The sequence below is a fragment of the Cognatundibacterium griseum genome (assembly GCF_014284195.1).
Classification (GTDB): Bacteria; Pseudomonadota; Gammaproteobacteria; order Burkholderiales; family Burkholderiaceae_D; genus Undibacterium; species Undibacterium griseum.
Genome location: NZ_JACOGC010000007.1, coordinates 37,328 through 62,958, shown reverse-complemented (window position 1 = coordinate 62,958; position 25,631 = coordinate 37,328). Strand labels below are relative to the sequence as shown.

The following is a 25,631-nucleotide window of genomic DNA, read 5'->3' as shown; positions in this document are numbered from 1 at the left end:
CTGTTATGCGTCGTCAACGATGGCAAGATTTTTTATTTCATAAGTTAACCCTCGGCTTTGCCGCACTGGTACTGGTTGTGCTGCTGGGGATTATCGTTTCTCTGTTTCTGCGCGCCATACCGGCCATGCAGGAATTCGGTTTGCCGTTTATCACCACGATAGAGTGGGATCCGGTGAATGACAAGTTTGGCGGTCTGATCGCCATTGCCGGCACCTTGAGCACATCCATCATTGCGCTTCTGATTGCGTTCCCGGTCAGTTTCGGCATTGCTTTATTTCTGACTGAAATTTGCCCCGCCTGGCTCAAACGTCCTTTAGGTACAGCCATTGAATTGCTGGCAGGTGTGCCGAGTATTATTTATGGCATGTGGGGACTGTTTATTTTTGCACCTTTATTCTCGACCTACATTCAGCCTTTCCTGGTGATGACGCTTGGGAAACTGCCGGTTATTGGCGTGCTGTTTTCCGGTCCGATGATCGGTCTGGGTATTTTATCGGCAGGCATCATTCTGGCGATTATGATTATCCCTTTTATTTCTTCCGTCATGCGGGATGTATTTGAAGTGGTGCCGCCGGTGTTGAAAGAGTCCGCATACGGACTTGGCTGCACCAAATGGGAAGTGGTCCGGAAAATTGTGCTGCCTTATACCAAAATTGGTGTGGTCGGTGGCGTGATGCTCGGTCTGGGACGCGCACTTGGCGAAACGATGGCAGTTACATTCGTCATCGGTAACGCACACAAACTTTCCTGGTCTTTGTTCTCAGCCGGTAACAGTATTGCTTCGACGCTGGCGAATGAGTTTGCCGAAGCCGAATCAGTGCTTCACACTTCCTCCCTGTTTTTATTAGGCCTGATATTGTTTGTGATCACCTTTGTTGTGCTGGCGGCGGCGAAGCTTTTACTGCTGGGATTGAGCCGTAAAGAAGGAACGAAATAATGGAAAATACCGCTCTGCAGTCTGCACAAAACCCAGTTTATCGGCGCCGTCTGCTAATACATCGTATGGGCATTGCGTTGTCATCGATTGCGATGGCTTTTGGTATCGGTTTCCTGATGTGGATTTTATTCACATTGTTAATCAAAGGATTTTCTGCCATCAATCTGGCTATGTTTGTCGAGACGACTCCCGCACCGGGCAGTGATGGTGGCGGCCTGATGAATGCGATTGTCGGCAGTGTGATGATGGTGGGTTCTGCCACACTGATTTCGACGCCGATCGGCATCCTCGCCGGTATTTATCTGGCTGAATACGGTGATAAAAGCTGGTTTGGCGGTATTACCCGGTTTGTGACGGACATTATGTTGTCGGCTCCCTCGATTGTGATCGGTTTGTTTGTGTATGCAATTTACGTTGCTAACGTCAAGCATTTTTCCGGCTGGGCTGGCAGCGTGGCTATTTCACTGATAGCGATTCCGGTGGTGGTGCGTACGACAGACAACATGTTGGGATTGGTACCTGCAAGCCTGCGTGAAGCAGCGTTTGCGCTCGGCGCACCACGCTGGAAGGTCGCATTGCTGGTGCGTCTGCGCGCAGTGAAAGCGGGTGTGGTCACGGGTATTTTGCTTGCCGTTGCCAGGATTTCCGGCGAGACAGCGCCTTTGCTGTTCACCGCGCTGAATAATCAATTTTTTAATGGCAACATGAATAAGCCAATGGCCAATCTTCCGGTCGTGATTTATTCGTATGCAATGAGCCCTTACGACAACTGGCGTGAGCTGGCATGGGGCGGAGCCTTGCTGATCACTTTTAGTGTACTGGGCCTGAATATTTTGTCGCGTACCTTGTTTAACCAAAAATCACAGCACTAATCTGAGTATCGATATGACTACGAATCCAACAACGACACAGAAAAAAGCAATCGAAATCAACGGGCTGAATTTTTATTACGGTGCCACACGCAGTCTGCGCGATATTAATCTGAATATTTTTGATAAAAAAGTCACCGCTTTTATCGGACCATCCGGTTGTGGTAAATCGACCTTATTGCGCACATTAAACCGTATGTACGACTTGTATCCTGGTCAGCGCGCCGAAGGACAGATTATTTATAACGGAAAAAATATTCTGGATGCCGATCAGGATATTAATCTGCTGCGCGCCAAGGTTGGTATGGTGTTCCAGAAACCGACACCGTTTCCGATGTCGGTTTATGACAATATCGCTTTTGGTGTACGTCTGTATGAAAATTTGTCCAAGGGTGAAATGGACGAGCGCGTCGAATGGGCATTGAAGAAGGCGGCGATCTGGAATGAGGTCAAAGACAAGCTCAATAAGAGCGGCCTGAGCCTGTCTGGCGGGCAGCAGCAGCGTCTGTGCATTGCGCGCGGCGTTTCCGTCAAGCCGGATGTATTGCTGCTGGATGAGCCGACGTCGGCACTGGATCCGATTTCCACCGTGAAGATCGAAGAGCTGATCAACGAACTGAAAGAGGAATACACGATTGCCATCGTCACGCATAACATGCAACAAGCGGCACGTTGTTCGGACTATACCGCTTACATGTATCTGGGAGAACTGGTCGAATACGGGGAAACCGATCATATTTTCATGAATCCGGTGAAAAAAGAAACCCAGGACTATATTACCGGTCGTTTCGGTTAATTGATTTCTCAAAGATCAGAAAGACAGGAGAACCCCGTGACAGGCGAACACTCTTCAAAACAATATGATATGGACCTTGAAACCATTCGTTCCAAGGTTCTGATGATGGGCGGCTTGGTTGAAAGCCATTTTCATGATGCGATGTCCTGCTTCCGGACCGGCAATGCAGAGCAGGCTGAAGCAGTCATTCAGTCCGATCTGGAAGTAAACCGGCTGGAAGTTTCACTCGATGATATGTGCAGCCACCTGATTGTAAAACGTCAGCCGGCAGCGAATGATCTGCGTACTGTCATGGCGACCGGAAAGGTGATTACCGATCTGGAGCGTATTGGCGACGAATCCACCAAAATTGCGCGGATTGCCAAAGAATCGCAAAACGGCCGCCGGGTCAACTCCATGTTTAATGGCCATGAAACCGTGCGCGTTCTGGCCAGCAGCGTGGCAGACATGCTGCATCAATCGCTGGATGCATTTGCCCGCCTGGATGATGCCAAAGCGGTGCAACTGATTGCACAGGATGCCATTATCGATAACGATTTCCGTTCGATCATGCGTAACCTGATTACGTTCATGATGGAAGATCCGAGCACGATTTCTTACGCGCTGAATGCATTATGGGTGGCAAAGGCTATCGAGCGTATCGGTGATCATGCCAAGAATATCGCGGAACACACAATCTATATTGTCGAAGGTAAAGATATCCGGCATTCAGATTATGTCGCCGTCAAACAGGATCAGAAAAACTAAAAAAGACAATGGCTGCCGATACCACTATATTGATTGTTGAAGACGAACCAGCAATTGTCGAGCTGGTCAGTTTCACTTTGCGCGCTGCTGGCTGGAATACCTTTGCGGTAAATAATACAGCTGAAGCATGGGAATTTATCCAGCGCCGGACTCCGCAACTGATCCTGCTGGACTGGATGCTGCCTGACCAGAGCGGTCTGCGTCTCTTGTCACGCATTCGTTCCGATCGGCAGTTCAACGAAATCCCGGTGATCATGCTGACTGCGAAAAGCATGGAAGAAGACAAGATCGCCGGTCTGGATCATGGTGCCGACGATTATATTACCAAGCCATTTTCACCCCGAGAGCTGACAGCCCGGATGAAGGCGCTGTTGCGCCGCAAGAGTCCGGAACATGCGCAGACTGCCTTGACTGCTGGCAGCGTGGTACTGGACCCGGTCAGCTGCACGGTCAAGATCAATGACCAGAAGGTCGATATCGGCCATGCCGAATACAAGCTGCTGAAGTTTTTTATGGCGCATCCAGAACGGGTTTTTTCACGCAGCCAGTTACTCGATAAAGTATGGGGTGACCATGTGGTGATTGAAGAGCGTACGGTGGATGTTCATGTCCTGCGTTTGCGTAAAGTATTGAAATCTGCCGAGTCGCTGATCAAGACTGTGCGCAGCGTTGGCTACATGCTGTCGGAAAAATAAACGGCACCGGTTCCGGTGACAAGCTGTACCGGAACCCGATTCATCGCAGCAGTGATAGCATGAAAAAAGTTGTCAGAAAAATTTTCGGATCGTTCAATCAGTTTCATGAAAAATAAATGAAATCTGTTGCTGTTTTTGATAGTCTGACCAGCCGTTCACACTGATTCTACCTACCCCATTTCAATAAAAATATCAGGGATTTTCATGTCTCCGCGCCTTATATTCTGGATTTCCAATTCTGTACGGATGTTGCTCGTCATTGTTGGAACGGTCATTGCTTCCTCTATGTGGGGCATTACGTGGGGATTATTCCTTGGACTGGTGGCGATGGCTGCACTGATCGTGATGCAGTTGTTTTATCTGCAGCGGCTGGCTGACTGGCTCGATAATCCAAGAAGCTCGCGTCTGCCAGATGGATGGGGCGCGTGGACCGATATTTTTTCGCGTTTGTATAAATTGCGCCGCGAAGATGAAAAGAATCAGACCGAACTGACTGAGTGGCTGGCACGCTTCAGACAGGCGATGACATTATTGCCGGATGGCGTGGTCATCATGGATGATGTTCTGTTTCTGGAGTGGTGTAATCCGGCTGCAGAGAGCCATCTGGGGCTCAGTCTGGCGCAGGATAAGGGCATGCGTGTCACGAATCTGGTGCGCAGCCCGGAATTCATGGACTACATTATTCTTGGCCGTTACGATACACCGCTCACCTTGTCGTTCCGGGATCGCAAACTGATTACCCATATCATTCCGTTTGAAAACCGGCGTCAGATTCTGGTCACGCATGACATTACCGAGTCTGAGCGTATTGATATGATGCGTAGGGACTTTATTGCCAATGCTTCGCACGAGTTGCGCACACCGCTGACGGTGATTAACGGTTTTCTGGAAATTGCATCATTGCAACCGGAACTGGATGCCGCAACCCGGAGTGCGCATCTGAAACTGATGTCGGAGCAGGGCGCGCGCATGCAGCGGCTGGTCGAGGATATGCTGACGCTGACCCGGCTGGAGTCTATGGATCATCTGCTGCGCACGGAAACGATTAATATGCGCGCGATGCTGGAGCAGATATTGCAGGAAGCACATGCACTGTCTGCAGGGCATCATCAGGTGACATTGGATTTCAATGGCCCCGATATTCGCGGCAGCACGGATGAAATCCGCAGTGCGCTGACGAATCTGGTGACGAATGCAATTCGCTATACACCCGAAAACGGCACCATCCAGATCAGCTGGGCGAATGGAAATGCCGGTCCCAAATTCACCGTTGCCGATAACGGTATCGGTATCAGTCCCGAACATATTTCACGGCTGACAGAACGGTTTTATCGGGTGGATAAGAGCCGTTCCAGAGAGACACAGGGAACAGGGCTGGGATTGGCGATCGTGAAGCATGTGTTGTTGCGCCATAAGGCCACATTGCTGATTGACTCCGTACCTAATGTCGGCAGTAAATTTTCTGTTCAGTTTCCCGCCAGTGCGGTCATTGAAGCCTGATGAGGCTGATTAAGCCCCCTTCCTGTACGGAATAACAAACGATAAATTTTGTTATTCCCATTATTTCTCCAGATGTAATGCGGTACACTCAAAAAATATTGCTGCTGAAGATAGCAGGCTTACTGCTGACCAGAGTAGTCCTGGAGGGGATGTTCGATGAAGATGAACGTTTTAGTGCTCGATGATGCGCAGATTAACGTTACATTGTTGTGTCTGCTACTCAAAAAAATCGATCAATGTGAAGCGGTCAGTTTTGTTGAGCCAGAGCTGGCGCTGAAGTGGTGTGATAGCCATGTGCCGGATCTGGTGATGGTCGATTATATGATGCCAACGATGGATGGCGTCGAGTTTATCCGTCGCTTCCGGCGGCTTCCCGGCTGTCACGACATCCCGGTTTTGATGATTACCGCTAACAGCGAGCTGGAGCTTCGTTATCAGGCGCTGGATGTGGGTGCCAATGATTTTCTGATCAAGCCGATCGATAAAATTGAATTTTTGGCGCGGACCAAAAATATGCTTGCATTGCGCAAGAGTCAGCGTTTTTTGCTGGACAGAGCCAGCTGGCTGGCCGTCGAAGTAAAAAAAGCCACCACGGAAATTCGTGCCAGGGAAAGAGAAACTATTTTCCGTCTGTCTAAAGCAGCAGATTCCAGAGACCCGGAAACCGGAGCGCATATTCTGCGCATGGCAAATTATTCACGGATTATCGCGGAATACCTCGGATTACCCGAAGAGGAGCAGCAATTATTGCTGGAAGCAGCACCCATGCATGATCTGGGAAAAGTCGGTATTCCCGACAGCATCTTGCTCAAACCTGGAAAACTGACCGAGGATGAATTCGAGATCATGAAACGGCATGCCCGGATGGGGTACGATATTCTTGCCGGAAGCGCATCGGAAATGTTGCAGGCAGGGGCACTGATTGCTTTGTCGCATCATGAAAAATATGATGGCACAGGGTATCCGGATGGCTTGAAAGCAGAAGAAATCCCCTTATTGGCCAGGATTGTTGCTGTTGCAGATGTGTTTGATGCATTGACATCCGAGCGTCCTTATAAAGCAGCCTGGGACGTGCATGATGCGCTGACCTTCCTGAAAGAGGGGGCAGGAAAACATTTCGATCCGGGCTGTATCAACGCGTTCATTGCCGGCTGGGAGCAGGTGCTTGAAATCCGCAACCGCTATCGGGATGAAACCTCAGGAAGCACTGTTGCATCTCAATAAGCTTTCGCGTTAATCCAATAAAATGATTTGCCCGGTCTGCGTTTCTGATTGATCAGAGTGATCCGACGGTAAAAAGCAGATGGCTTTTTACCTGGCCTCCTGACATGCCTATGAAAATCGCACAAATTCTATTAAAAAATATCCCGGTAGATATTTCTATACCTTCCAGACTGGAAGAGTTGTCTGCTATTGATCCACAGTTGTTATTGATTTTTGGCTGTGTCAGACATTTGACTGATCCGTTATTCGTTGAGTCTATCAACCGGGTTTTCCCGTCGCTGGCCAAAATCGGTTGCACAACCGCCGGTGAAATTAACCGGGACGGCGTTCATGATGAAACAACGGTCATCACCGCATTGCATTTTGAGAATAGCCGGTTTCAGATCGCTACTGCGCAATTGGCGAATATGGATGCCTCATTTCATGCCGGGCAGACGCTGGGCGCAGGACTTTCACGTGAAGGACTGCGGGCTGTCATGCTGTTGGGACAGGGGGTCAATATCAATGGCAGTGCGCTGATCGATGGCGTTGTGAGTATTCTCGGTCAATCTATTCCGGTGACCGGCGGTCTGGCTGCGGATGGCGGTGCTTTTTCCCGGACGTATACCTTCTCTCCGGCAGGGGTGTCATCTGAGGCGGTGATAGCGATAGGGTTTTATGGGGAGAAATTATTTTTTTCTCATGGCAGTTATGGTGGCTGGAAAGCCTTTGGCCCGATCCGGAAAATTACCCACTGCGCCAACAATATCCTTTACGAGCTTGATGGGAAACCAGCGCTGGAAATTTACAGGCGATATCTGGGGGAATATGCAAAGGACTTACCGGGCTCAGGGTTGCTGTTCCCATTTGAAATGCTGACGGACATGCGGGAGTCTTCAGGAAGTATCCGCACGATATTAGGCATTAATGAAACAGACGGCAGCCTGATTCTGGCAGGTGAGATCAATCCAGAAGGATATTTACGCCTGATGCACGCACATACCAATGACCTGGTTGATGGAGCGGAAATCGCTGCGCAGGCCGTCAGGAATAACCACGAAATGCGTCAGGGGCAGGCGCTGGCAATGTTAGTCAGCTGTATCGGACGCAAACTGGTGATGGGGGGGCGGGTGGAGGAAGAAGCTGAAATCGTCGGCGAAATTCTGGGAAATGATGCGGTCTTATGCGGTTTTTACTCCAATGGTGAAATTTGTCCCGGCCACCAGTTGCATGTCTGCAGCCTGCATAATCAGACCATGACCATCACTTATCTTGCAGAGAATCGCTGATGTTACACAAGCTCTCTCTGCGCCAGTACAAGCGCTTGTTCGGTATTCATGATGAAGACCAGCTGGAACAGGCGCTGGCCGAGCTGGAACTGTTTGCCGCTTCGGAGCAGCTCAGTATCACCGCGCGAAAGATGCTGGGCGGCTTGCGCAGTTTTTTGATTCAGGCAGATGACGCCTATCAGCAGGCTGACCGTGATCTGGCGCTGGGTAAGCTGAGTCTGGAGCTGAGTTCTGCAGAACTGGTGCAGCTCAATGAAACCCTGCGTCAGGACGCAGAGCAGAAAAAACAGGTTTTACAGACACTCAGAAATACGGTGAACCAGCTGCTGATGCCGCTGGGAAAACATCTGCAGGATGACAGTGATCTGGAAAGCCTGAGTCAATTATTGTCCGGACTGGTGCAGGAATTGCTGTCCACCAGAAAAGATCTGGAAGATGCGCTTGAGAAAGTCCAGAATCAACAGTTTGCCCTCGATCAGCATGCGATTGTCAGCGTCACCGACGCGAGTGGAATCATTCTTTATGCCAACGAGAAATTCTGCCAAATCAGCCAGTATGCGGCCCATGAACTGGTCGGTAATAATCATCGTATCGTCAATTCAGGTTTGCATTCAGAAGCATTTTTCCGCAATCTGTGGCTGACGATTTCGTCGGGGAAAGTGTGGCACGGGGAAATCCGGAACAAAACCAAGAGTGGCAGCTTTTACTGGACTAATGCGACCATTGTCCCGTTTCTGGATGGGAATCATCAGCCGTATCAGTATATTTCGATTCGCACGGATATTTCAGAGCAGCTGCGCTTGCGTGAAAAAATCGAATCCAGTCAGACATTACTGCAAAATGTGATGAATACACTGGGGCAGGGTATTTATACGCTGGATGTGAACGGATGCTGTACCTACTTGAACCCTGAAGGTGAAAAAATACTGGGGCGCCGGTTTGGAGAAGTGCAGGGAAAAATTCTGCATAACCTGATTCATTCCATCAGACCTGATGGCATGCATGTACCCGATGCGGAATGCCCGATTTCGCTGGCGACACAGAGTGGCGAGGTTTATCGCTCCGAGCTGGAGTATTTTCAGCATCAGTCGGGTATTTTGTTTCCTGTCTCCATCGTGGCGTCGCCGATTTACGATAATGATGTGCTGGTCGGATCTGTTGCCGCATTTAAGGATATTTCGGAACGTATTGCTGTCAGCCGTGCATTGAAAGACAGCGAAGCCAAGCAGAGGATGTTGCTGGATAACGCGGCCGATGCCGTGTTTGTGGCCGACTCCAATGAGTGCTGGATTTACGTGAACGACCTCGCACTCGATATGCTGGGCTACCGCAGGGAGGAGTTGATTGGCACCAGTATGTATGAAGTGCTTCCCCCTAAAGACAGACCTGCAGCCAAAAAACATTTCCTGTTTAAAATTCTGTCCGAAAAGGCATTGCGCACTGAACTGACTCTGATCAGCAAAAGTGGTCAGCTGATTCCTGTTGAACTGAATGCCGCACTGCTGCCTGATGGCAGTATTTACGGTTCCTGCCGTGATATCACCGAGCGCCTGCGTTTTGAGGCAGACCTGGTGCAGGCAAAGAATGATGCCGAATCAGCCAATAAAGCAAAAAGCGACTTTCTCGCCACGGTCAGCCATGAAATCAGGACGCCGATGAATGGCATTATCGGGATGACGGAATTAGCGCTCGATACCACCCTGACGGCAGAGCAGCGAGAGTATCTGGAACTGGTCCGGCTCTCCTCGCAATCACTGATGAGCATCATTAACGATATTCTGGATTTCTCAAAAATAGAATCCGGGAAGGTTGTGCTTGAACGCATTGATTTTTCCTTGCGTGAGCTGATTGCTGCGACACTGAAAGGAATCGCGGTCCACTCCTCTGAGAAAGCCATTGAGCTGGTGTATAAAATCGACCCGGCTATTCCGGAAATGCTGGCTGGCGATCCGGGACGTTTGCGCCAGATTATGGTCAATCTGGTTGGTAATGCGATCAAGTTCAGCGACGCGGGCGATATCATTATTGATGCGCAACTGGTACATGAAAATAATGACTGGATCGATATTTACTTTTCGGTCACCGATCATGGCATCGGGATTCCGAAGGACAAGCAGGCAACGATCTTCAGCGCATTCAGTCAGGTGGATGCATCTACCACGCGCAAATATGGCGGAACGGGGCTGGGGCTCAGTATTTCTTCCCGGCTGGTTCAGTGCATGAACGGGCTGTTGGAAGTCAATAGTGAGCCCGGAAAGGGCAGCACTTTTTATTTCACCGCCAGGTTTGGCAAGGCAGATGAACTGTTACCGATGCAAAAGACCGTGAATCTGTCCGGTTTGCATGCACTGATCGTGGATGACAATGCAGTCAACCGGCTGTTTTTTTCCGATACGCTGAAAAAATGGGAAATGCAGATAACGCTTGCTGCATCCGGACAAGAGGCCCTGACAGTGATAGAGCAGCAGGCTCCGGACAGCCAGTTTGATGCGGTATTGCTGGATGTCTGTATGCCTGAAATGAATGGATTTGATTTTTGGATGCGGTTGCATGACAGGCACGAAGTGCTGAAAAAACGGATTATTTTATTGTCCTCAGCCGGTTCCAGAGAGGATTTTGCGAAGTGTCAGGAACTGGGTGTCCAGCATTACATCACTAAACCGGTGAGTCAGTCGGAACTGTACGACGCAGTGGTGTCTATGCTGGCAGGTGGAAAAGAGCGTCATGAAGAACTGCACGTATATAAAACCGTCAGCCAGTCAGAAGACATGCCCTCATTGCGCATATTGCTGGTTGAAGATAATCTGGTTAATCAGAAGCTGGTGTTATCGCTGCTGAATAAATGGGGATTCGTTGCCATTGTTGCTGAAAATGGTTTGATCGCTTTGGAGAAGTTTTCGCAGGAGCCGTTTGATGTGATTCTGATGGATATGCAGATGCCGAAAATGGGAGGCATTGAGGCAACGCAGCGTATTCGTCAGACAGAGGCAGAGTGGCACTTGTCACGGATTCCTATTATTGCGATGACCGCGAATGCGATGCCGGGCGACTGGGAACGCTGCCAGGCGGCGGGAATGGATCAGTATGTGTCCAAACCGATTAAGGCTGAATTACTCAGGGATTTGTTAATTCAATTTCAGACAGAGCTTAAAAAGAATATGAATGAAAAATCACAGGAAATAGAATCTGCTGCGAGTCTGCTGCAAGGCCAGCATGTGCAGGAATTTGATTACGATAAAGCACTGCTGAGTGCCGATGTGGAAATTGTCCGCATCATTGGCGACAGTTTTTTAGAGGCATGTCCGCAGTATCAGGATGAAATCATGGACGCCATCCAGCGACAGGATAGCGAATTGCTGTATCGTTCCGCGCATACCCTGAAAGGTCTGGTGGGGAATTTCGGGGCGGAGCCAGTGGAATTTCTGGCGCGAGACCTGGAGTTGTCCGGGAAAAACAATCGCTTTCAAGGCACGACAGACACACTGCAGCATTTGTTGAGTGAGCTGGCTTTAATGAATCTCGCCCTGAGAAAATTCCTGGCGTCGCAGGAATAACAATGATTGAACGGCATCGTGCGGTGAAGTGCTGTCACCGTACTGCTATTTCAGCGGCGTCAGATTCAGCGGCGTCAGATGGCGATCAGCAAATAATTCACCAATGCGCCCCCTGCGATGAGCCATATCCATAAACTGGCGGATAAAAGAAATGGCGGCCAGCCGGCCTTCAGCACGGTGCTGATCTGCGTATTGACTCCCAGGGCAAACATTGCCATGGACAAGGCAAAAGTATCCGCCTGAATCAGGCTGACCCGGTACGCTTCGCCGATCCATCCAGTCGAGTTAATCCCCACGACCAAGATAAATAACACGGCAAACCACGGCATCCGGACTGAGGTCTGTCCATTTTTCTCGCATGGCGTATGAAAGTGACGCAGACCGGCGGGCAATAAAAGAAGAAATGGCGCCAGCATCATCACTCTGACCATTTTGGTGATGATCGCCGTGTCTGCCGCCAGATCACTGACGGCTTTTCCTGCGACGATGACTTGTCCTGCTTCATGAATGGTCGAACCGGCATAAATTCCATACGCTGTCGGACTCAGGTGAGTCAGAAGCCGCGGGAATATGGGGTAGAGCAACATGCTGCAACTGCCAAACAGAACGACCCCGGCAATTGCCACACTGACTTCTTCCGATTTACCTTTGACGACCGGCTCCGTTGCCATGATGGCTGCAGCCCCGCAAATCGCACTGCCAGCGCCGATTAGCATACTCAGCTCCCGGTTCAGGCGGAATACTTTTGTTCCCAGGAAGAGGGCGATTCCAAACGTGCTGCAGACAATCAATGCATCAATCAATACAGCCAGCAGACCGATATGGGTAATATCCTGCAGGCTCAGACGTAATCCGTATAAAACAATGCCTGAACGCAGTAATTCCTGACGTGAAAATTGTATGCCCTTGCCAAATTGGGCGGCATGCTGCCTGAACAGGCTGTTGCCGAGGCAGATTCCGGCAAGCATCGCGATACTCAATGCGCTGAGACCGTGTTGCTGCATCCATGATTGCTGCGCCATCAGCAACGCACCCAATGCGAAGCACGCGCACAAAAACACACCAGGGGAAAAAAGAGAGACATTTTTACCGAAACGGCGGGCAGTGCTGAAGGTGGTGTATGCGGGCATGATCTCTGTGTCCAATGAAGATGCTGTGCAGCATAGGGGAATATATTAAAATTAAAAAACGGATTATTTTTGTATAATCAACCTGAAAAACAGGTTAATTAAATTTATTTAAATGAAATTAAGTCTCCGTCAATTACAGGTATTTCTCGCAGTTGCAGAATCGGGCAGCACGGTCGCCGCATCGGAAGTCGTTTCCTTATCGCAATCGGCTACCAGTGCGGCCTTGAATGAGCTGGAGCATGTTTTGTCCCATCAATTGTTTGACCGTATCGGCAAGCGTCTGATGTTGAATGACAATGGACGGTTGCTGTTGCCGCAAGCGCGTCTGCTGCTTGATACCGCATCTTCCGTCGAGCAATTATTTACGGAAGGAGATGATCGCTGGTCCGGCATCCGGATCGGCGCCAGCATGACGATCGGGAGTTACTGCTTACCGGCATTGCTGGCGGATAGTCAGAGGGAGCGCTCATCTGCACGGCAGCAGGCTGATTTGCCGGATTATCCCCAGTTATACATCGCCAATACGGCAGAGGTCGTGAGTGCAGTCGCAGGATATGCTGTGGATTGTGGTTTTATCGAAGGGGCCTGTCACGATACGGAATTATCCGTGGAGCCGTGGCTGGAAGATGAAATGGTGATTGTCTGCGCACCAGATCATGCCCTGGCAACACGCAATCATGGCCGCGTTACTTACCAGGATTTACAGTCGGCAAGGTGGTTGTTGCGGGAACCCGGTTCCGGCACCCGAGAACATGTTGAACAGATGTTGCTGCCCCATTTTTCTTCCCTGAAAGTTGCGGGAGAGTTTGGTAATCCGGAAACGATCAAACATGCGGCTGCCGCAGGTCTGGGACTGGCGTGCATTTCCAGAATCGTCGTGGAGGATTTGCTGGCGCTTGGACGCTTATGCGAACTGCAAACGGAGTTGCCTGCCTTGCGAAGGCATTTTTATCTGGTTTATCACCGGCATAAATTGCTTTCCCCCCGGTTGCAGCACTTTCTCCGTTATTGCAGGGAATGGGTATAAAAACCATGCCGCATGGTGATGCGGCATGCAGGCTTAATGCGAAATTTAATGCGAAATAGGTTCGGTACGTTCCAGCAGCCAGTTCAGGGCGGCGCCGGAAAGTCTGGACGCGAGACGTTGCCGGACCGTTGCATGGTAATCGTTCAGCCAGGTGATTTCATCGGCTCTCATCAGTGCAAGCTGAATGCAGCGCGTATCAATCGGGCACAAGGTGACTGTTTCAAATTTCAGGTAATCACCAAATTCCGTGCTCACAGCCGGAACCGTCAGCAGCAGATTTTCAATCCGGACACCCCATTTTTCAGGGCGGTAGATCCCTGGTTCATTAGAGGTGATCATGCCTTCTTCCATGGCAGTATGTGCTTCTGCCAGCGCACCGGAAATGGATTGTGGTCCTTCATGGACATTCAGAAAATAACCGACGCCATGACCAGTACCGTGACCGTAATTGATTCCTGCCTGCCAGATGGGCGCGCGCGCTACCGTATCGAGCGCCGGGGAAGGGGTTCCACGCGGGAATTGCATCTGCGACAGGTTGATCATACCTTTCAGGACCAGTGTAAAGTCATTTTTCTGTGCTTCGGACACTTGGCCGACTGGCATGACGCGGGTGATATCGGTGGTGCCATTCAGGTACTGCCCACCCGAATCAATCAGTAATAAACCATCACCTTCAATCACGGCATGCGATTCAGGCGTTGCCCGGTAATGCGGCATGGCGCCGTTACCGTTAAAACCGGCTATCGTACCAAAACTGGGGGAAATGAAATGGGGCTGACGGGCGCGGGCCGCGCAGATTTTTTCGTCGATCGTGAGTTCGGTCACTGTTTCCGTTCCCAGCGCAGATTCCAGCCAGCTGAAAAACTCACAGAGCGCTGCGCCATCCTGCTCCATGGCTTCCCGTATATGAGCGATCTCTTGTGCATTTTTCCGGGATTTTGCAAAGACGGAAGGATTAATGGCTTCAATGACGTGTACTTGAGGCGGCACGGCTTTTCTGAAGCCATCAGTCATGCGCCGCGGATCGATGAGCAGACAAGCATCGTCCGGCAAGCTGCTGACGGCTTTCCGGGCATCGGAATAATCCTGCACCGTGATCTGATCCTCTGCCAGCCGGGCAGCCAGTTCGGGGCTGATCTTTCCGGAAGAAACAAATAGCGTGGCAGCGTTTGTGCCGATCAGCGCATGTGCCACAAATACAGGGTTGTAACTGACGTCTGAACCGCGCAGATTGAAAATCCAGGCGATGTCATCCACGGTGGAGACAAAATGCCAATTGGCTCCTTTGATCTGCATTTGCCCGCGAATCAGCGCCAGTTTCTCCCGGCGGCTGGTGACGGCAAACGGTGCGACATGTTCAAAGACCGGAGACTGTGGCAGCGGTGGTCGCTGATCCCAGGTTGCCTGCAGCAGATCATGGCTGGTATCGAGCCGTATCCCGCGTTTTTGCAGGGTAGTTTCCAGCGCTCTTGCCGTTGCCAGTCCCAGAACCATGCCATCCGCACCAACGGTCTGACCCGGTTGCAGATGGTTGGCCAGCCAGTCAATATGCAGGGTTGCCGCCGCCGATGCGATCTTCATCATCTGGATACCGGTTGGTGCCAGCTCTTTTTCCGCCTGGCTCCAGTAACGGCTGTCCACCCATAATCCAGCAAAATCCGCAGTGACCACCAGTGTGCCGACCGACCCGGTGAATCCTGAAAAGTAAGTTCTGCCTTGCCAGTGGTCTGGCAGGTACTCTGATAAATGCGGGTCGGCAGATGGAATAATGCAGGCATCCAGTCCGCGTGATTTCATTGCATTGCGGAGTTGCAGCAGACGTGCAGGGATCGGGGAAATCACTGCGTGGGCAATAGTCGGGTTATTCATGAAAGAGTATTCCGGATCAGGGTCAGGACGAGTTAAGCAAGTCCGGTGAGTATACTGTAAATATATTAGCGCGTTGAAACTGTGCGTATTTCGTCAGCTTTTCAGAAAACGACGCATAACATAAGGCGCAGGTTCCGCAGGGTTGGCATGTGCATATGCCAGCCCCGGAGCCAGTTCAAACCCATAGCCGGCATAAAGCTGCAGCAAACGGGGCTGATCATGCCGAACAGCGAGGCGAAGTTCAGGAATGGAACAAATACCGGCAGCATGGATCACTGCTTCCAGCAACAGTCGTGACAGTGCCTGCTGTCTGTGCGCAGGCAGGACGCCCATGCGGCGTATTTCCCACAGATGAGGATTTGTATCCGGTACGGCCCAACGGACAGAACCGACCGGCTCTTGAGCGGCGAACAGTAAAAATGCTCCGCCGCCAGATAAATCCTGCGCCACGATAGCTGGCGTCTCACGATGCGCAGCCGAGCTGGCCGCTACGATTCCTGCCCAGCACGAGCGGGTGAGTGCCGCAATTAAGGTTGCATCTGTAATCGTGGCTTCTCGTATCGTCAAGGTCATTGCGCCGGACGATATGCTCAATGGTGTTACCGTACCCGCATCCCAGGTTGCGCACCCGGCCAGGCTTCCAGAATGTAAAGGCCCGGATTGGCTTTTTCATCGGCGGCGGATGCGGCCAGCACCATGCCTTCGGACATGCCGAATTTCATCTTGCGCGGTGCCAGATTCGCGACCATCACGGTGAATTTGCCGATCAGCTGTTCAGGCTGGTAAGCTGATTTGATGCCGGAAAACACATTCCGTGTTTTACCTTCACCCACATCCAGCGTGAGGCGCAGCAGTTTGTCGGAACCATCAACATGTTCGCAATGGACGATCTTTGCAATGCGCAGATCAACTTTGGCGAAATCGTCGATCTTGATTTCTTCGGCCAGTGGTTCGATCGTACTGGTTGCCGTGGATGCGGCGTCTGCAACCGCCGCTGGAGCCGCCGTCGGCGCATCAAATAACTGATCGAAAATCAGAGGATCAACACGCTGCATCAAATGTGTATAAGGGTGGATCACATGCTGATCCGGCATCGGTGTGGTGACATCGGCCCATTGCAGTGGTGCGAGATTCAGCTGTGCTTCGACCTGGGTGGTGAGTTGTGGCAATACCGGTTTCAGGAAAATCGTCAGGATACGGAAAGCCTCCAGCAGGCGGCTGCACACTTCTTGTAACTTGGCATCGTTTTCCGGTTTTTTCGCCAGTTCCCAAGGTTTGTTCGCGTCGACATAAGCGTTCACCAGATCGGCTTGCTCCATCGCTGCACGCAAGGCTTTACCGTATTCACGCGCTTCAAACAATGCCTGAATTTCTGGCGCGGCATTGCGCAGATTGGCGAGGAAGGCATCGTCAGACGTTGCCCAAGCTGTACTGATGACGCCGTTGAAACGCTTGCTGATGAAGCCGGCAGCGCGGGATGCGATGTTGATGTACTTACCGATCAGATCGGAATTGACACGGGCAACAAAATCATCCGGATTCAGATCTAAATCCTCGACTTTCGCGTTCAGTTTAGCCGCGAAGTAATAGCGCAACCATTCCGGATTCATGCCGATTTCAAGGTAGCGTAATGGCGAGATGCCGGTACCGCGCGATTTCGACATTTTTTCACCGGAAACGGTCACGAAGCCATGTGCATACACATTGTCCGGCGTTTTGTAGCCGGAGAATTTCAGCATTGCAGGCCAGAACAGCGTGTGGAAATAGGTGATGTCTTTGCCGATAAAGTGAATTTGTTCGGTGGACGGATCGGCCATGAAGGCGTCGAAATCGCGTCCGGTTTTACCGAAATAATTTTTCAGTGAAGCCAGATAGCCGACCGGCGCATCGAGCCAGACGTAAAAATATTTACCCGGCTGATCTGGAATTTCGATACCGAAATAAGGAGCGTCGCGGCTGATATCCCAGTCGCCCAGGCCATCTTCGCCTTCCAGCCATTCTTTGCATTTGTTCGCTACTTCCGATTGCAGGCGGTTATCTTGTAAAGCCCAGCCGCGCAGGAAATCAACGCATTGCTGGTCAGATAGTTTGAAGAAAAAATGCTCCGACGATTTCATGACTGGTGTAGCACCAGTCAATACAGAGTAAGGATTCACGACTTCGGTCGGCGCGTATACGGCGCTGCAGACTTCGCATGAATCGCCATACTGATCTTTGGCGCCGCATTTCGGACATTCGCCCTTAATGTAGCGATCCGGCAGGAACATGTTTTTGACCGGATCGTAGAATTGCTCGATAGTTTTGCTGGTGATGAAACCGGCGGCTTTCAGTTTGCGGTAAATGTCCTGCGACAGCGCATGGTTTTCCGCGCCGTCAGTCGAATGCCAGTTGTCAAACTGAATATGGAAACCATCCAGATATTGCTTGCGGCCAGCCGCGATCTGCGCAACGAACTCTTGCGGCGTGATGCCGGCCTTTTCAGCGGCAATCATGATCGGTGCACCGTGCGCATCATCCGCACCTACGAAATGCACTTCGTTACCCGACATTCGCTGATGCCTGACCCAGATGTCAGCCTGGATGTATTCCATGATGTGGCCGAGGTGGAAGGGCGCGTTAGCGTAAGGGAGGGCGGTGGTGACGAACAGCTTACGGGTCATGTTGATGCACTTTGAAAATGAAGGGACAAGTCTGTTATTTTAACAGTGAAATCCTCTTGCGATATTGATGGAATGCGTTCGACGGTTTTTGCGTCATTTTTACCCATATTGATGGGACTTACCGAAAATTATTTTGGTACAGGCGGAGCGTCGCAGGCAGCGCATCGGTGCGATCGGGTACGGCAATAACGTCATGTCGGTTTTGCGTAAATCCGGTGACAGGCACCAGATGGTTACACCAGCCAGCGGCCATCCCGGTAAATATTTTCTCCATCCAGCAGGACTGCTTCTGTAATGGCAAATACGTCGACATGATGCCTTCCTTCTCCGCGTTTAATATGCGACTTGGCGTAACTGCCATGTTTGGATCCCAGTGACAAATGGATTCCACACATCCTTTCATAGGTTCCGATGTCCTGTACGGTGCGTTCCCGGCTGAATGCCCGGTTCATACCAAAGCCAAGTTCCCTGACCCAGACAACACCGTCGTCTTTTCGTATATTGGCCAGAACCGTTTCAAATTCGGGTGTGGAATTTTTTGTCTCTGTAACCTGACCTTTTTCTACGATCAGCGTGATTGGCTGTGCTGGTTGGTTGATGCGGAAAGTGGTGTCGCCAAAGATGAAAATCCGGATACTGCCATGTACCGCTTCCAGATCAATCGATTCAGTAAACACTTCACCGATGGGAAATTGCCCGCCCACATTTTTCATGCCGCTGTAATCACCGATATTCATTTTGGCAGGCTCGAAATGGCCGCTGAAAATGAGTTGCTCACCTCCGCTGTCGATTATTCCATGCGATGCATGATCAATCTTTTGTTTGAGAGCCAGCCCGGTATGTCGGTAATACGCGGCATCGTAAGCCAATGAATCAATGTAGTAATCGATTTCCTGTCCGGTCATACGTGCGAGATGCGGATGTTCAATGACTTTCAGTCCTTTTTTAAACAGTTCGACCCGCAGGCGGTAGGCTTCCAGTCTGAAATTGGTGGACTGTATGAGGATCACCAGATCGTGCTCATGCAATCCATGTAAGGTATTCAGCACTTCTGCGGCAGCGCTGGCCTCAAAGTCGATCAGGCTGGCATCCGGCAGGCAGGCACGATAGGCTGCAGTCAGTATGCATGCCAGAGGGCAAGCCTGATCGTAGACGACGACCGCCTTTTGCGAACCGGTATGCTGGAAGACTGTTCTGATGACGGTATCCAGATAGCTTGTCGCCGTGATGACCTGATTGTCAGTGTACGTCGCAGACGAGCTGGCAGGTGCAGGGAGCGGATGGGTGTTCATGGCAGGATCAATACAAAAACAGGCGGGTTTGTGACGAAAGGGCTGCAAGGAGTGGTGGCAAAGTTATTGCATCATTTTAACAAGCCCGCCCGGTCTGATTGCATATTTCACTATGTATGCATGATTTTAGTCAGATATTGGATGGCATACTGCGTGATCGGGCAACTTTATACTCATCTGCCCTGATCTGCAGGTATGATCTCGGACTGATGAAAACAGGAAGCTGGGTGCGTGCTGTAATGTGCCTCCGGACAATGAAAACGACTACTAAAAATATTATTTATCTTGTCATGGTCCAGGGGCTGATTTACCTGGCACCGTTGCTAACTCTGCCGTATCTGACCCGGACGCTGGATGTGGATGATTTTGCTGCGCTGGGTTTTGCGCAGGCGGTCGTGCAATATTTTATTTTGCTGACGGATTATGGTTTCGGCATTACGGCAACCCGTTTGATTGCGCTCGACAGCGCCAATAAGCAGGCTGTGTCCGGTGTGGTTGCGAACACACTGGCGGTCAAACTGTTGCTGGCATGTCTGTCTGCGCTGATTTGCCTGCTGCTGGGTGTGTTGTTTGCTGATGTGCGGCATTACGGGGTGTTGTTGCTGGCGTGTTTTGTTGGTGTATTGGGTAATGCGTTGTTTCCTGTCTGGCTGTTTCAGGGATTGGAAAAAATGCGGGTGCTCGCCATCATCACCAGTCTTTCCCGCCTGTTGCCCTTGCCGCTGGTATTCTGGCTGGTTAAGCGGCCGGAAGATGTGGTCATCGCCGCTGTGCTGCAAAATATTCCAGGCATACTGGCGGCATTGCTGACGTATGCGTATGTCCAGAAAAATCACTTGCTGAGCAGCGCGCCGATCAGTATCAGAAGCGTCAAAGCAATGCTGGCAGAGGGATGGCCGGTATTTTTATCGAATATTTCTACCAGCTTTTATACGACCATCAATATTATTCTCCTCAAGTTTTTTGCCGGCGCAGAGCAGGTCGCCTATTTTGCCGCGACAGATAAACTGCGTGTGGCGGCACAAGGGTTTATCCAGCCGGTGGCGTCAGCGCTGTTTCCGCGTATTGCCGCGCTTGGTGCGGAGCAGCAGGCATGGCCCGAGGTACGGGGACTGATCCGTCGTGGCGCCTTGTTTTTGCTTGGTATACAGCTGGCTGGCGGACTGGTTTTGTTCTGTTTTGCGGATATGATCGCACTTCATTATCTGGGAGCAAAATTTCAGCCGGCGGCGATTTATCTCAAAGCACTGGCATTTCTGCCGCTGGTGATTGGCGTGGCGACGATTATTTCTCAATGGCGTTTCCTTGCGTTGGGACAAAGCCGTATATTGAGCCGCATTTATGTGTTCGCCGGACCGGCACATGCTCTGTATGCGGCATACCTGACCTGGAAATGGCAGTCGACAGGATTGATTGCCAGTTTGTATCTGACGGAGATCATGATTACGCTGGCAATGATGGTGGCTGCCAAGAGAAAAGGCATGCGGCTGTGGTGAATACCGCTTACCGGGTCTGATAAGATCGTTTTTATCTTACTCATACAATATTCAAGGGCGTTGCTGGTTGTTGTAACGGGTCTGTCAGGTGCACTGCCAGTCATGCCCGGCCTGACCAGATCAATGCCATCTGAATCTGCTCACCAATTCAATATCTGTTTTTTTTAGTTTTTATGCCTGTTATCGACATTGCACTTGCTGCTTACTGCGGCGATCACTATATTGCTGAGCAACTTCATTCCATTTTCAGCAATCAGCTTCCTGATCAGGATATCTGCCTGGGCAATGTGATTGTTTCCGATAATCTTTCGCCAGACCGGACCAGCGAAATCGTTCGTGAACTGAGCGCACGGTATCGGAACTTACACTTGCTGAGCAATCCTGAAAAAGGCGTGATCGCCAATTTCAATCATGCACTGGCAGCGACCGCTGCTCCGTATGTCATGCTGGCCGATCAGGATGATGTCTGGATGCGCGATAAAATTCACCTGACATTTCAGCGCATGCGACAGCTGGAACAGGAATATGGGCAGGATGTGCCGCTTCTGGTGTTCACTGATCTGGCGGTAACTGATGATGGCCTGAATGTGACCGCACCTTCTTTCTTTATATTTCAGAAAATCCTGCCGGCGCAATACCGGGGGACTGAGCGGATGTTTTTGTATAACATCGCTCCCGGCTGCACGATGATGGCGAATCGATGTCTGCTGGAGATGGCATTGCCTGTGCCGTCAGGAGCCGTCATGCACGACTGGTGGCTGATGCAGGTGGCGGCTGTTTTTGGACAGGTCGCTTATGTTGACCGGGCGACGATGTATTACCGTCAGCACCAGAACAATCAGATCGGCGCAAAAGTCAGCAGTTTTTGGGAAAAACTGTTTTCCCCATTAGAAAAATACCGGCTGGCACAAAAAAATCTACAAGATGCCAGTCGTCAGGCCAGTTTATTCCTGGCGCAGTTTCCGGATGTTAATGGTCGGAATAAAGCGGTCATTGCGGGTATTGCGCAATTTGAATCTTTGTCGCGCTGGCAACGCATCTGCAAACTGGCTGACCGTATGCTGGTCAGCCCGACTTTCTGGGGGCAGGTGCTGTTGTATGCTGTGGCGGTGTTCATGCCAGTGACCTCGCAATCGCATTCTCTGCATTAAAAGCCGGTGACGCTCATTGAAGGAGCTGGCAGGAAACCAGCCTCCTTTTGAGCTGCGGTTCAGGTCAGAACTCAGGCGCTGCTGGTGACGATATTGCCGGTCTGTGCGGCACCGTGCAGACTGTTATTCAGTGTCTGCAGGAAAGTCGTGAGATTGACGTTGCTGCCGGATTTACCTTCTGCAGTCAGCAGATTGGAAAAGCTTTGCTGCAACGCATCCAGTGTCGAGCTGCTGGTGCTGGCAGATGTGCTGCTACCACCGGTGGCGCTGCCTGAGCTGCCAGAAGATGCTGATGCGCTGGACGATAGTTGCTGGATCAGATTTTGCAGGCCTGTCTCCAGTTGGCTGATGCCACCTCCATGATGATGCCCATGATGTCCGCCGGTGGCTGTGACGGATGCAGTGCTGCCGCTGTTGCCGGAGCTGCTGTTTGAGTTGCTGCCTGAATTACTGCCGTTTTGTGCGCTGATCTGGGACTGTAAAGCAGCAAACAGGCTCTGCGCAAAAGCTGCAACGGCTTGTTGTTGCGCAGATGCGTTGGTGTCGGTGCTCGTCGTGCTGCCAGTTGCTGAACTGCTGCTCGTGGTGCTGGTAGTGCCGGAATCCGGTGCCGATGCGCCAGACGTCGTTGTGGTGCCGGTAATCCCCAGTTGCGCCAGTGCCTGGCTCAGGGCAGCTGTAAATTTGCCGCCGCTGCGCTGAATACGGCCGCCGCCGTCATGATCGCCATCCACATCACCTACCTGATTATTTGCGGATGAGACACCTGAAAGTTGCTGGGTCTGAGTGACATTCCAGCTTCCACCAATGGATGAAATTGACATAATTTTCCTCGCTGATTGTGACAATGATTTGAACTACAGGCCTTCGTTCCCGATAGCCTCCATTGTTATAAAAGCAGTCACGGCATTTCAAAACGAGGAATAGAGCGGTTTTCAAAGAGAGTTGTACAGTCTTGTAACGCTTTATGTGGAAGTGATAAATATCGGCGAAATTGTATAGAAATAGGCTGATTTTATTTACATTTTGATGTTTTTTCTTACATGCGGGAAAAGGGAGTGCACATTTTTCCCTGCTATCTCAGTACCGGAATGATAAGAATATGGCCCTTCATTTCTTCTGCCTATTCCGGTCTCTGCGGGTGTTTTGCGCTAGACTTGCGGGCATTGAATGGAGAAATACATGACACTTACCGTCGACGATATTAAAAACGCACTTTCACAGGTGATTGATCCGAATACCCAGCTTAATCTGATCAGGAGCAAGTCAGCCAAAAACATCACATTTGACGGCGCAGATGTGAGCCTGGATGTTGAACTTGGCTACCCGGCAAAAAGCCAGTTTGATCTGATCCGTAAAAGCGTCATCGCAGCAATCCGTGCGTTACCGGGTGTTGGTAATGTCAGCGTCAATGTCAGCTCGAAAATCGTTGCACATGCGGTGCAGCGCGGTATCAAACTGATGCCGAATGTGAAAAATATTATTGCGGTGGCATCCGGCAAAGGTGGTGTCGGTAAATCGACAACGGCTGTCAATCTGGCGCTGGCGCTGGCGGCAGAAGGTGCTGCAGTCGGCATACTGGATGCGGATATTTACGGTCCGTCGCAACCGATGATGATGGGCATTCATGGCCGTCCCGAGACTGTTGATGGCAAAACCATGGAACCGATGGAAAATCATGGACTGCAAGTTTCCTCCATCGGCTTCATGATTGATCCGGATGAGCCGATGGTCTGGCGCGGCCCTATCGTCACCCAGGCGTTACAACAATTGCTGGAGCAGACTAACTGGCGTGATCTGGATTATCTGATTGTTGATATGCCACCGGGCACCGGCGACGTACAGCTGACCTTGTCGCAAAAAGTGCCGGTCACGGGCGCAGTGATTGTGACGACACCACAGGATATTGCGCTGCTGGATGCACGTAAAGGATTGAAGATGTTTGAGAAAGTCGGCATCCCGATTCTCGGCATCGTTGAAAACATGAGTACGCATATCTGCTCGAATTGCGGCCATGCGGAAGCAATTTTTGGTGAGGGTGGCGGGCAGAAAATGTGTGCGGATTACGGTGTTGATTTCCTGGGCGGATTGCCATTAACGATGGCAATCCGGGAGCAGGCTGACTCCGGCAAGCCGACCGTCGTCGCCGACCCTGATGGAAAAATTGCTGCAATCTACCGTGAAATCGCACGCAAAGTCGCGGTCAAAGTCGCGGAAAAAGCCAAAGACATGACCAGTAAATTCCCCAGCATCACAATCCAGCATACCTGAGATGAGTGATACGCAGACTGACCGGCACTATCTGCAAAGCGCTCTGGCATTGGCGCAGCGCGCCACGATTGAAACTTCACCAAATCCACGGGTTGGATGCGTGCTGGTCAAAGAGGGGCAGGTGATTGGTGAGGGGTGGACCCAGCCAGTCGGTCAGGCGCACGCGGAGGTGCAGGCGTTGCGCGATGCCGCAGCCAGAGGATTTCATGTTGAGGGTGCAACCGCCTATGTGACACTGGAGCCATGCAGTCATTACGGCAGGACGCCACCCTGCGCAAGTGCGCTGGTTCAGGCCGGCGTGGCCCGTGTGGTGGCGGCGATCGGAGACGCCAACCCGCAGGTGGCGGGAAAGGGTATCCGTATCCTGCAGGAAGCCGGTATCCAGACCGAGTGCGGCAGCTATCCTGATATCGCGCAGGCTGCCCGTGAAATGAATCTCGGATTTTTTCAGCGCATGGAAAACGGCAGGCCGTGGGTCAGGATCAAGATTGCTGCCAGTCTCGATGGAAAAACTGCTTTGCCGAACGGCCAGAGTCAATGGATTACCGGACCTGAGGCGCGGCGTGACGGGCACCTCTGGCGTGCGCAGGCTGATGCCATATTGACCGGTATTGGGACTGTCTTGGCTGATGATCCTCAACTGAATGTTCGGGAGGTGGAGACGCCGCGTCAGCCGCTGAAGATTGTGCTGGATTCACAACTGCAGATTCCGGTGAGTGCCAGATTGTTTGATTCAGGACGCAGCTTGATTGTCTGTGCCGCTGATCAGCCGGAAAAGCGGAAATTACTGGAAGCAAAAGGGGCAGAGGTGCTATGCATGCCAGATATTTCAGGACAGGTTGATTTGCGGGAATTATTGCAGGAACTTGGCCGGCGACAGCTCAATGAGGTGCATGTCGAGGCTGGAGCAAGGCTGAATGGCGCTTTGCTCCGAGCCGGACTGGCTGATGAATTATTGCTGTATCTCGCCCCCAGACTGCTGGGAATGGGCGCTGGTCTGGTCTCTATTCCTGAGCTGACGCATGTGGATCAGGCAACATCGCTGGCTTTTCATTCGGTTACTCCGCTCGGTGCGGATATGCGGATTCTTGCCCGCTTTATCTGAACTGCCGGGATGCAATCAGCGCTTGTCAGAAAAATAAAG

Annotated in this window: 20 protein-coding genes; 14 read left to right on the top strand and 6 right to left on the bottom strand. The window is 51.2% G+C overall.

The window, feature by feature from the left end; translation table 11 throughout:
- Positions 1–5: 5 nt before the first annotated feature.
- From pstC to H8K27_RS14880, 9 genes are all read left to right on the top strand, one after another.
- The gene (pstC, locus tag H8K27_RS14920) at positions 6–938 is read left to right on the top strand and encodes a phosphate ABC transporter permease subunit PstC (protein ID WP_408058460.1); all 933 of its coding nucleotides are present in this window, start codon (positions 6–8) and stop codon (positions 936–938) included.
- Positions 938–1,810 carry a phosphate ABC transporter permease PstA gene (gene pstA / locus H8K27_RS14915; protein WP_176804372.1) on the top strand — a complete coding sequence of 291 codons (873 nt, stop codon included), beginning with the start codon at positions 938–940 and terminating at the stop codon, positions 1,808–1,810. Before pstC ends, pstA begins: the two co-directional genes overlap by 1 nt.
- A gap of 13 nt (positions 1,811–1,823) precedes the next feature.
- Entirely contained in the window at positions 1,824–2,603 is a 780-nt protein-coding gene (gene pstB / locus H8K27_RS14910) for a phosphate ABC transporter ATP-binding protein PstB (RefSeq protein ID WP_186863965.1), read from the top strand.
- A 36-nt stretch (positions 2,604–2,639) separates the two neighbouring features.
- Entirely contained in the window at positions 2,640–3,350 is a 711-nt protein-coding gene (phoU, locus tag H8K27_RS14905) for a phosphate signaling complex protein PhoU (protein ID WP_176804374.1), read from the top strand.
- Between the two features lie 8 nt (positions 3,351–3,358).
- Entirely contained in the window at positions 3,359–4,045 is a 687-nt protein-coding gene (gene phoB / locus H8K27_RS14900; protein WP_186863964.1) for a phosphate regulon transcriptional regulator PhoB, read from the top strand.
- Between the two features lie 204 nt (positions 4,046–4,249).
- Positions 4,250–5,545 carry a phosphate regulon sensor histidine kinase PhoR gene (phoR, locus tag H8K27_RS14895; RefSeq protein ID WP_186863963.1) on the top strand — a complete coding sequence of 432 codons (1,296 nt, stop codon included), beginning with the start codon at positions 4,250–4,252 and terminating at the stop codon, positions 5,543–5,545.
- Between the two features lie 156 nt (positions 5,546–5,701).
- A complete protein-coding gene (locus tag H8K27_RS14890; protein WP_329604415.1) occupies positions 5,702–6,769 on the top strand; it encodes an HD-GYP domain-containing protein in 1,068 nt (355 codons plus the stop codon).
- 110 nt (positions 6,770–6,879) lie between these two features.
- Positions 6,880–8,037 (top strand): FIST signal transduction protein, encoded by a 1,158-nt coding sequence (locus H8K27_RS14885; RefSeq protein ID WP_186863962.1) that lies wholly within the window; start codon positions 6,880–6,882, stop codon positions 8,035–8,037.
- Positions 8,037–11,591, top strand: a complete 3,555-nt coding sequence (locus H8K27_RS14880) for a response regulator (protein ID WP_186863961.1) — start codon at positions 8,037–8,039, stop codon at positions 11,589–11,591. The genes H8K27_RS14885 and H8K27_RS14880 overlap by 1 nt, the downstream gene beginning before the upstream one ends.
- 74 nt (positions 11,592–11,665) lie before the next feature.
- Here H8K27_RS14880 and H8K27_RS14875 read toward each other — a convergent pair whose 3' ends face one another.
- Complete coding sequence (locus H8K27_RS14875; protein WP_186863960.1) at positions 11,666–12,721, bottom strand: YeiH family protein; 1,056 nt, start codon at positions 12,719–12,721, stop codon at positions 11,666–11,668.
- Between the two features lie 112 nt (positions 12,722–12,833).
- Between H8K27_RS14875 and H8K27_RS14870 the strand changes: the two genes are divergently transcribed.
- On the top strand, positions 12,834–13,748 hold the full coding sequence (locus tag H8K27_RS14870) for a LysR family transcriptional regulator (RefSeq protein ID WP_186863959.1): 915 nt from the start codon (positions 12,834–12,836) through the stop codon (positions 13,746–13,748).
- 45 nt (positions 13,749–13,793) lie between these two features.
- On the opposite strand, the gene H8K27_RS14865 is transcribed toward H8K27_RS14870, so the two are convergent.
- The 4 genes from H8K27_RS14865 to H8K27_RS14850 form a co-directional block, all read right to left on the bottom strand.
- On the bottom strand, positions 13,794–15,617 hold the full coding sequence (locus H8K27_RS14865; RefSeq protein WP_186863958.1) for an aminopeptidase P family protein: 1,824 nt from the start codon (positions 15,615–15,617) through the stop codon (positions 13,794–13,796).
- A 93-nt stretch (positions 15,618–15,710) separates the two neighbouring features.
- The gene (locus tag H8K27_RS14860) at positions 15,711–16,190 is read right to left on the bottom strand and encodes a GNAT family N-acetyltransferase (protein ID WP_186864030.1); all 480 of its coding nucleotides are present in this window, start codon (positions 16,188–16,190) and stop codon (positions 15,711–15,713) included.
- 26 nt (positions 16,191–16,216) lie between these two features.
- A complete protein-coding gene (metG, locus tag H8K27_RS14855) occupies positions 16,217–18,277 on the bottom strand; it encodes a methionine--tRNA ligase (protein WP_186863957.1) in 2,061 nt (686 codons plus the stop codon).
- Between the two features lie 233 nt (positions 18,278–18,510).
- A complete protein-coding gene (locus H8K27_RS14850) occupies positions 18,511–19,569 on the bottom strand; it encodes a M29 family metallopeptidase (protein WP_186863956.1) in 1,059 nt (352 codons plus the stop codon).
- 254 nt (positions 19,570–19,823) lie between these two features.
- Between H8K27_RS14850 and H8K27_RS14845 the strand changes: the two genes are divergently transcribed.
- Together H8K27_RS14845 and H8K27_RS14840 are read left to right on the top strand one after the other, a co-directional pair.
- Entirely contained in the window at positions 19,824–21,065 is a 1,242-nt protein-coding gene (locus H8K27_RS14845) for a flippase (RefSeq protein WP_186863955.1), read from the top strand.
- Positions 21,066–21,238: 173 nt separating this feature from the next.
- Positions 21,239–22,216 (top strand): glycosyltransferase family 2 protein, encoded by a 978-nt coding sequence (locus tag H8K27_RS14840; protein ID WP_186863954.1) that lies wholly within the window; start codon positions 21,239–21,241, stop codon positions 22,214–22,216.
- Between the two features lie 71 nt (positions 22,217–22,287).
- Here H8K27_RS14840 and H8K27_RS14835 read toward each other — a convergent pair whose 3' ends face one another.
- The gene (locus H8K27_RS14835) at positions 22,288–23,040 is read right to left on the bottom strand and encodes a hypothetical protein (protein WP_186863953.1); all 753 of its coding nucleotides are present in this window, start codon (positions 23,038–23,040) and stop codon (positions 22,288–22,290) included.
- A gap of 358 nt (positions 23,041–23,398) precedes the next feature.
- On the opposite strand from H8K27_RS14835, the gene apbC reads away from it, so the two are divergent.
- On the top strand, positions 23,399–24,487 hold the full coding sequence (gene apbC, locus H8K27_RS14830; protein ID WP_186863952.1) for an iron-sulfur cluster carrier protein ApbC: 1,089 nt from the start codon (positions 23,399–23,401) through the stop codon (positions 24,485–24,487).
- Position 24,488: 1 nt separating this feature from the next.
- Complete coding sequence (ribD, locus tag H8K27_RS14825; RefSeq protein WP_186863951.1) at positions 24,489–25,592, top strand: bifunctional diaminohydroxyphosphoribosylaminopyrimidine deaminase/5-amino-6-(5-phosphoribosylamino)uracil reductase RibD; 1,104 nt, start codon at positions 24,489–24,491, stop codon at positions 25,590–25,592.
- Positions 25,593–25,631: the final 39 nt, after the last annotated feature.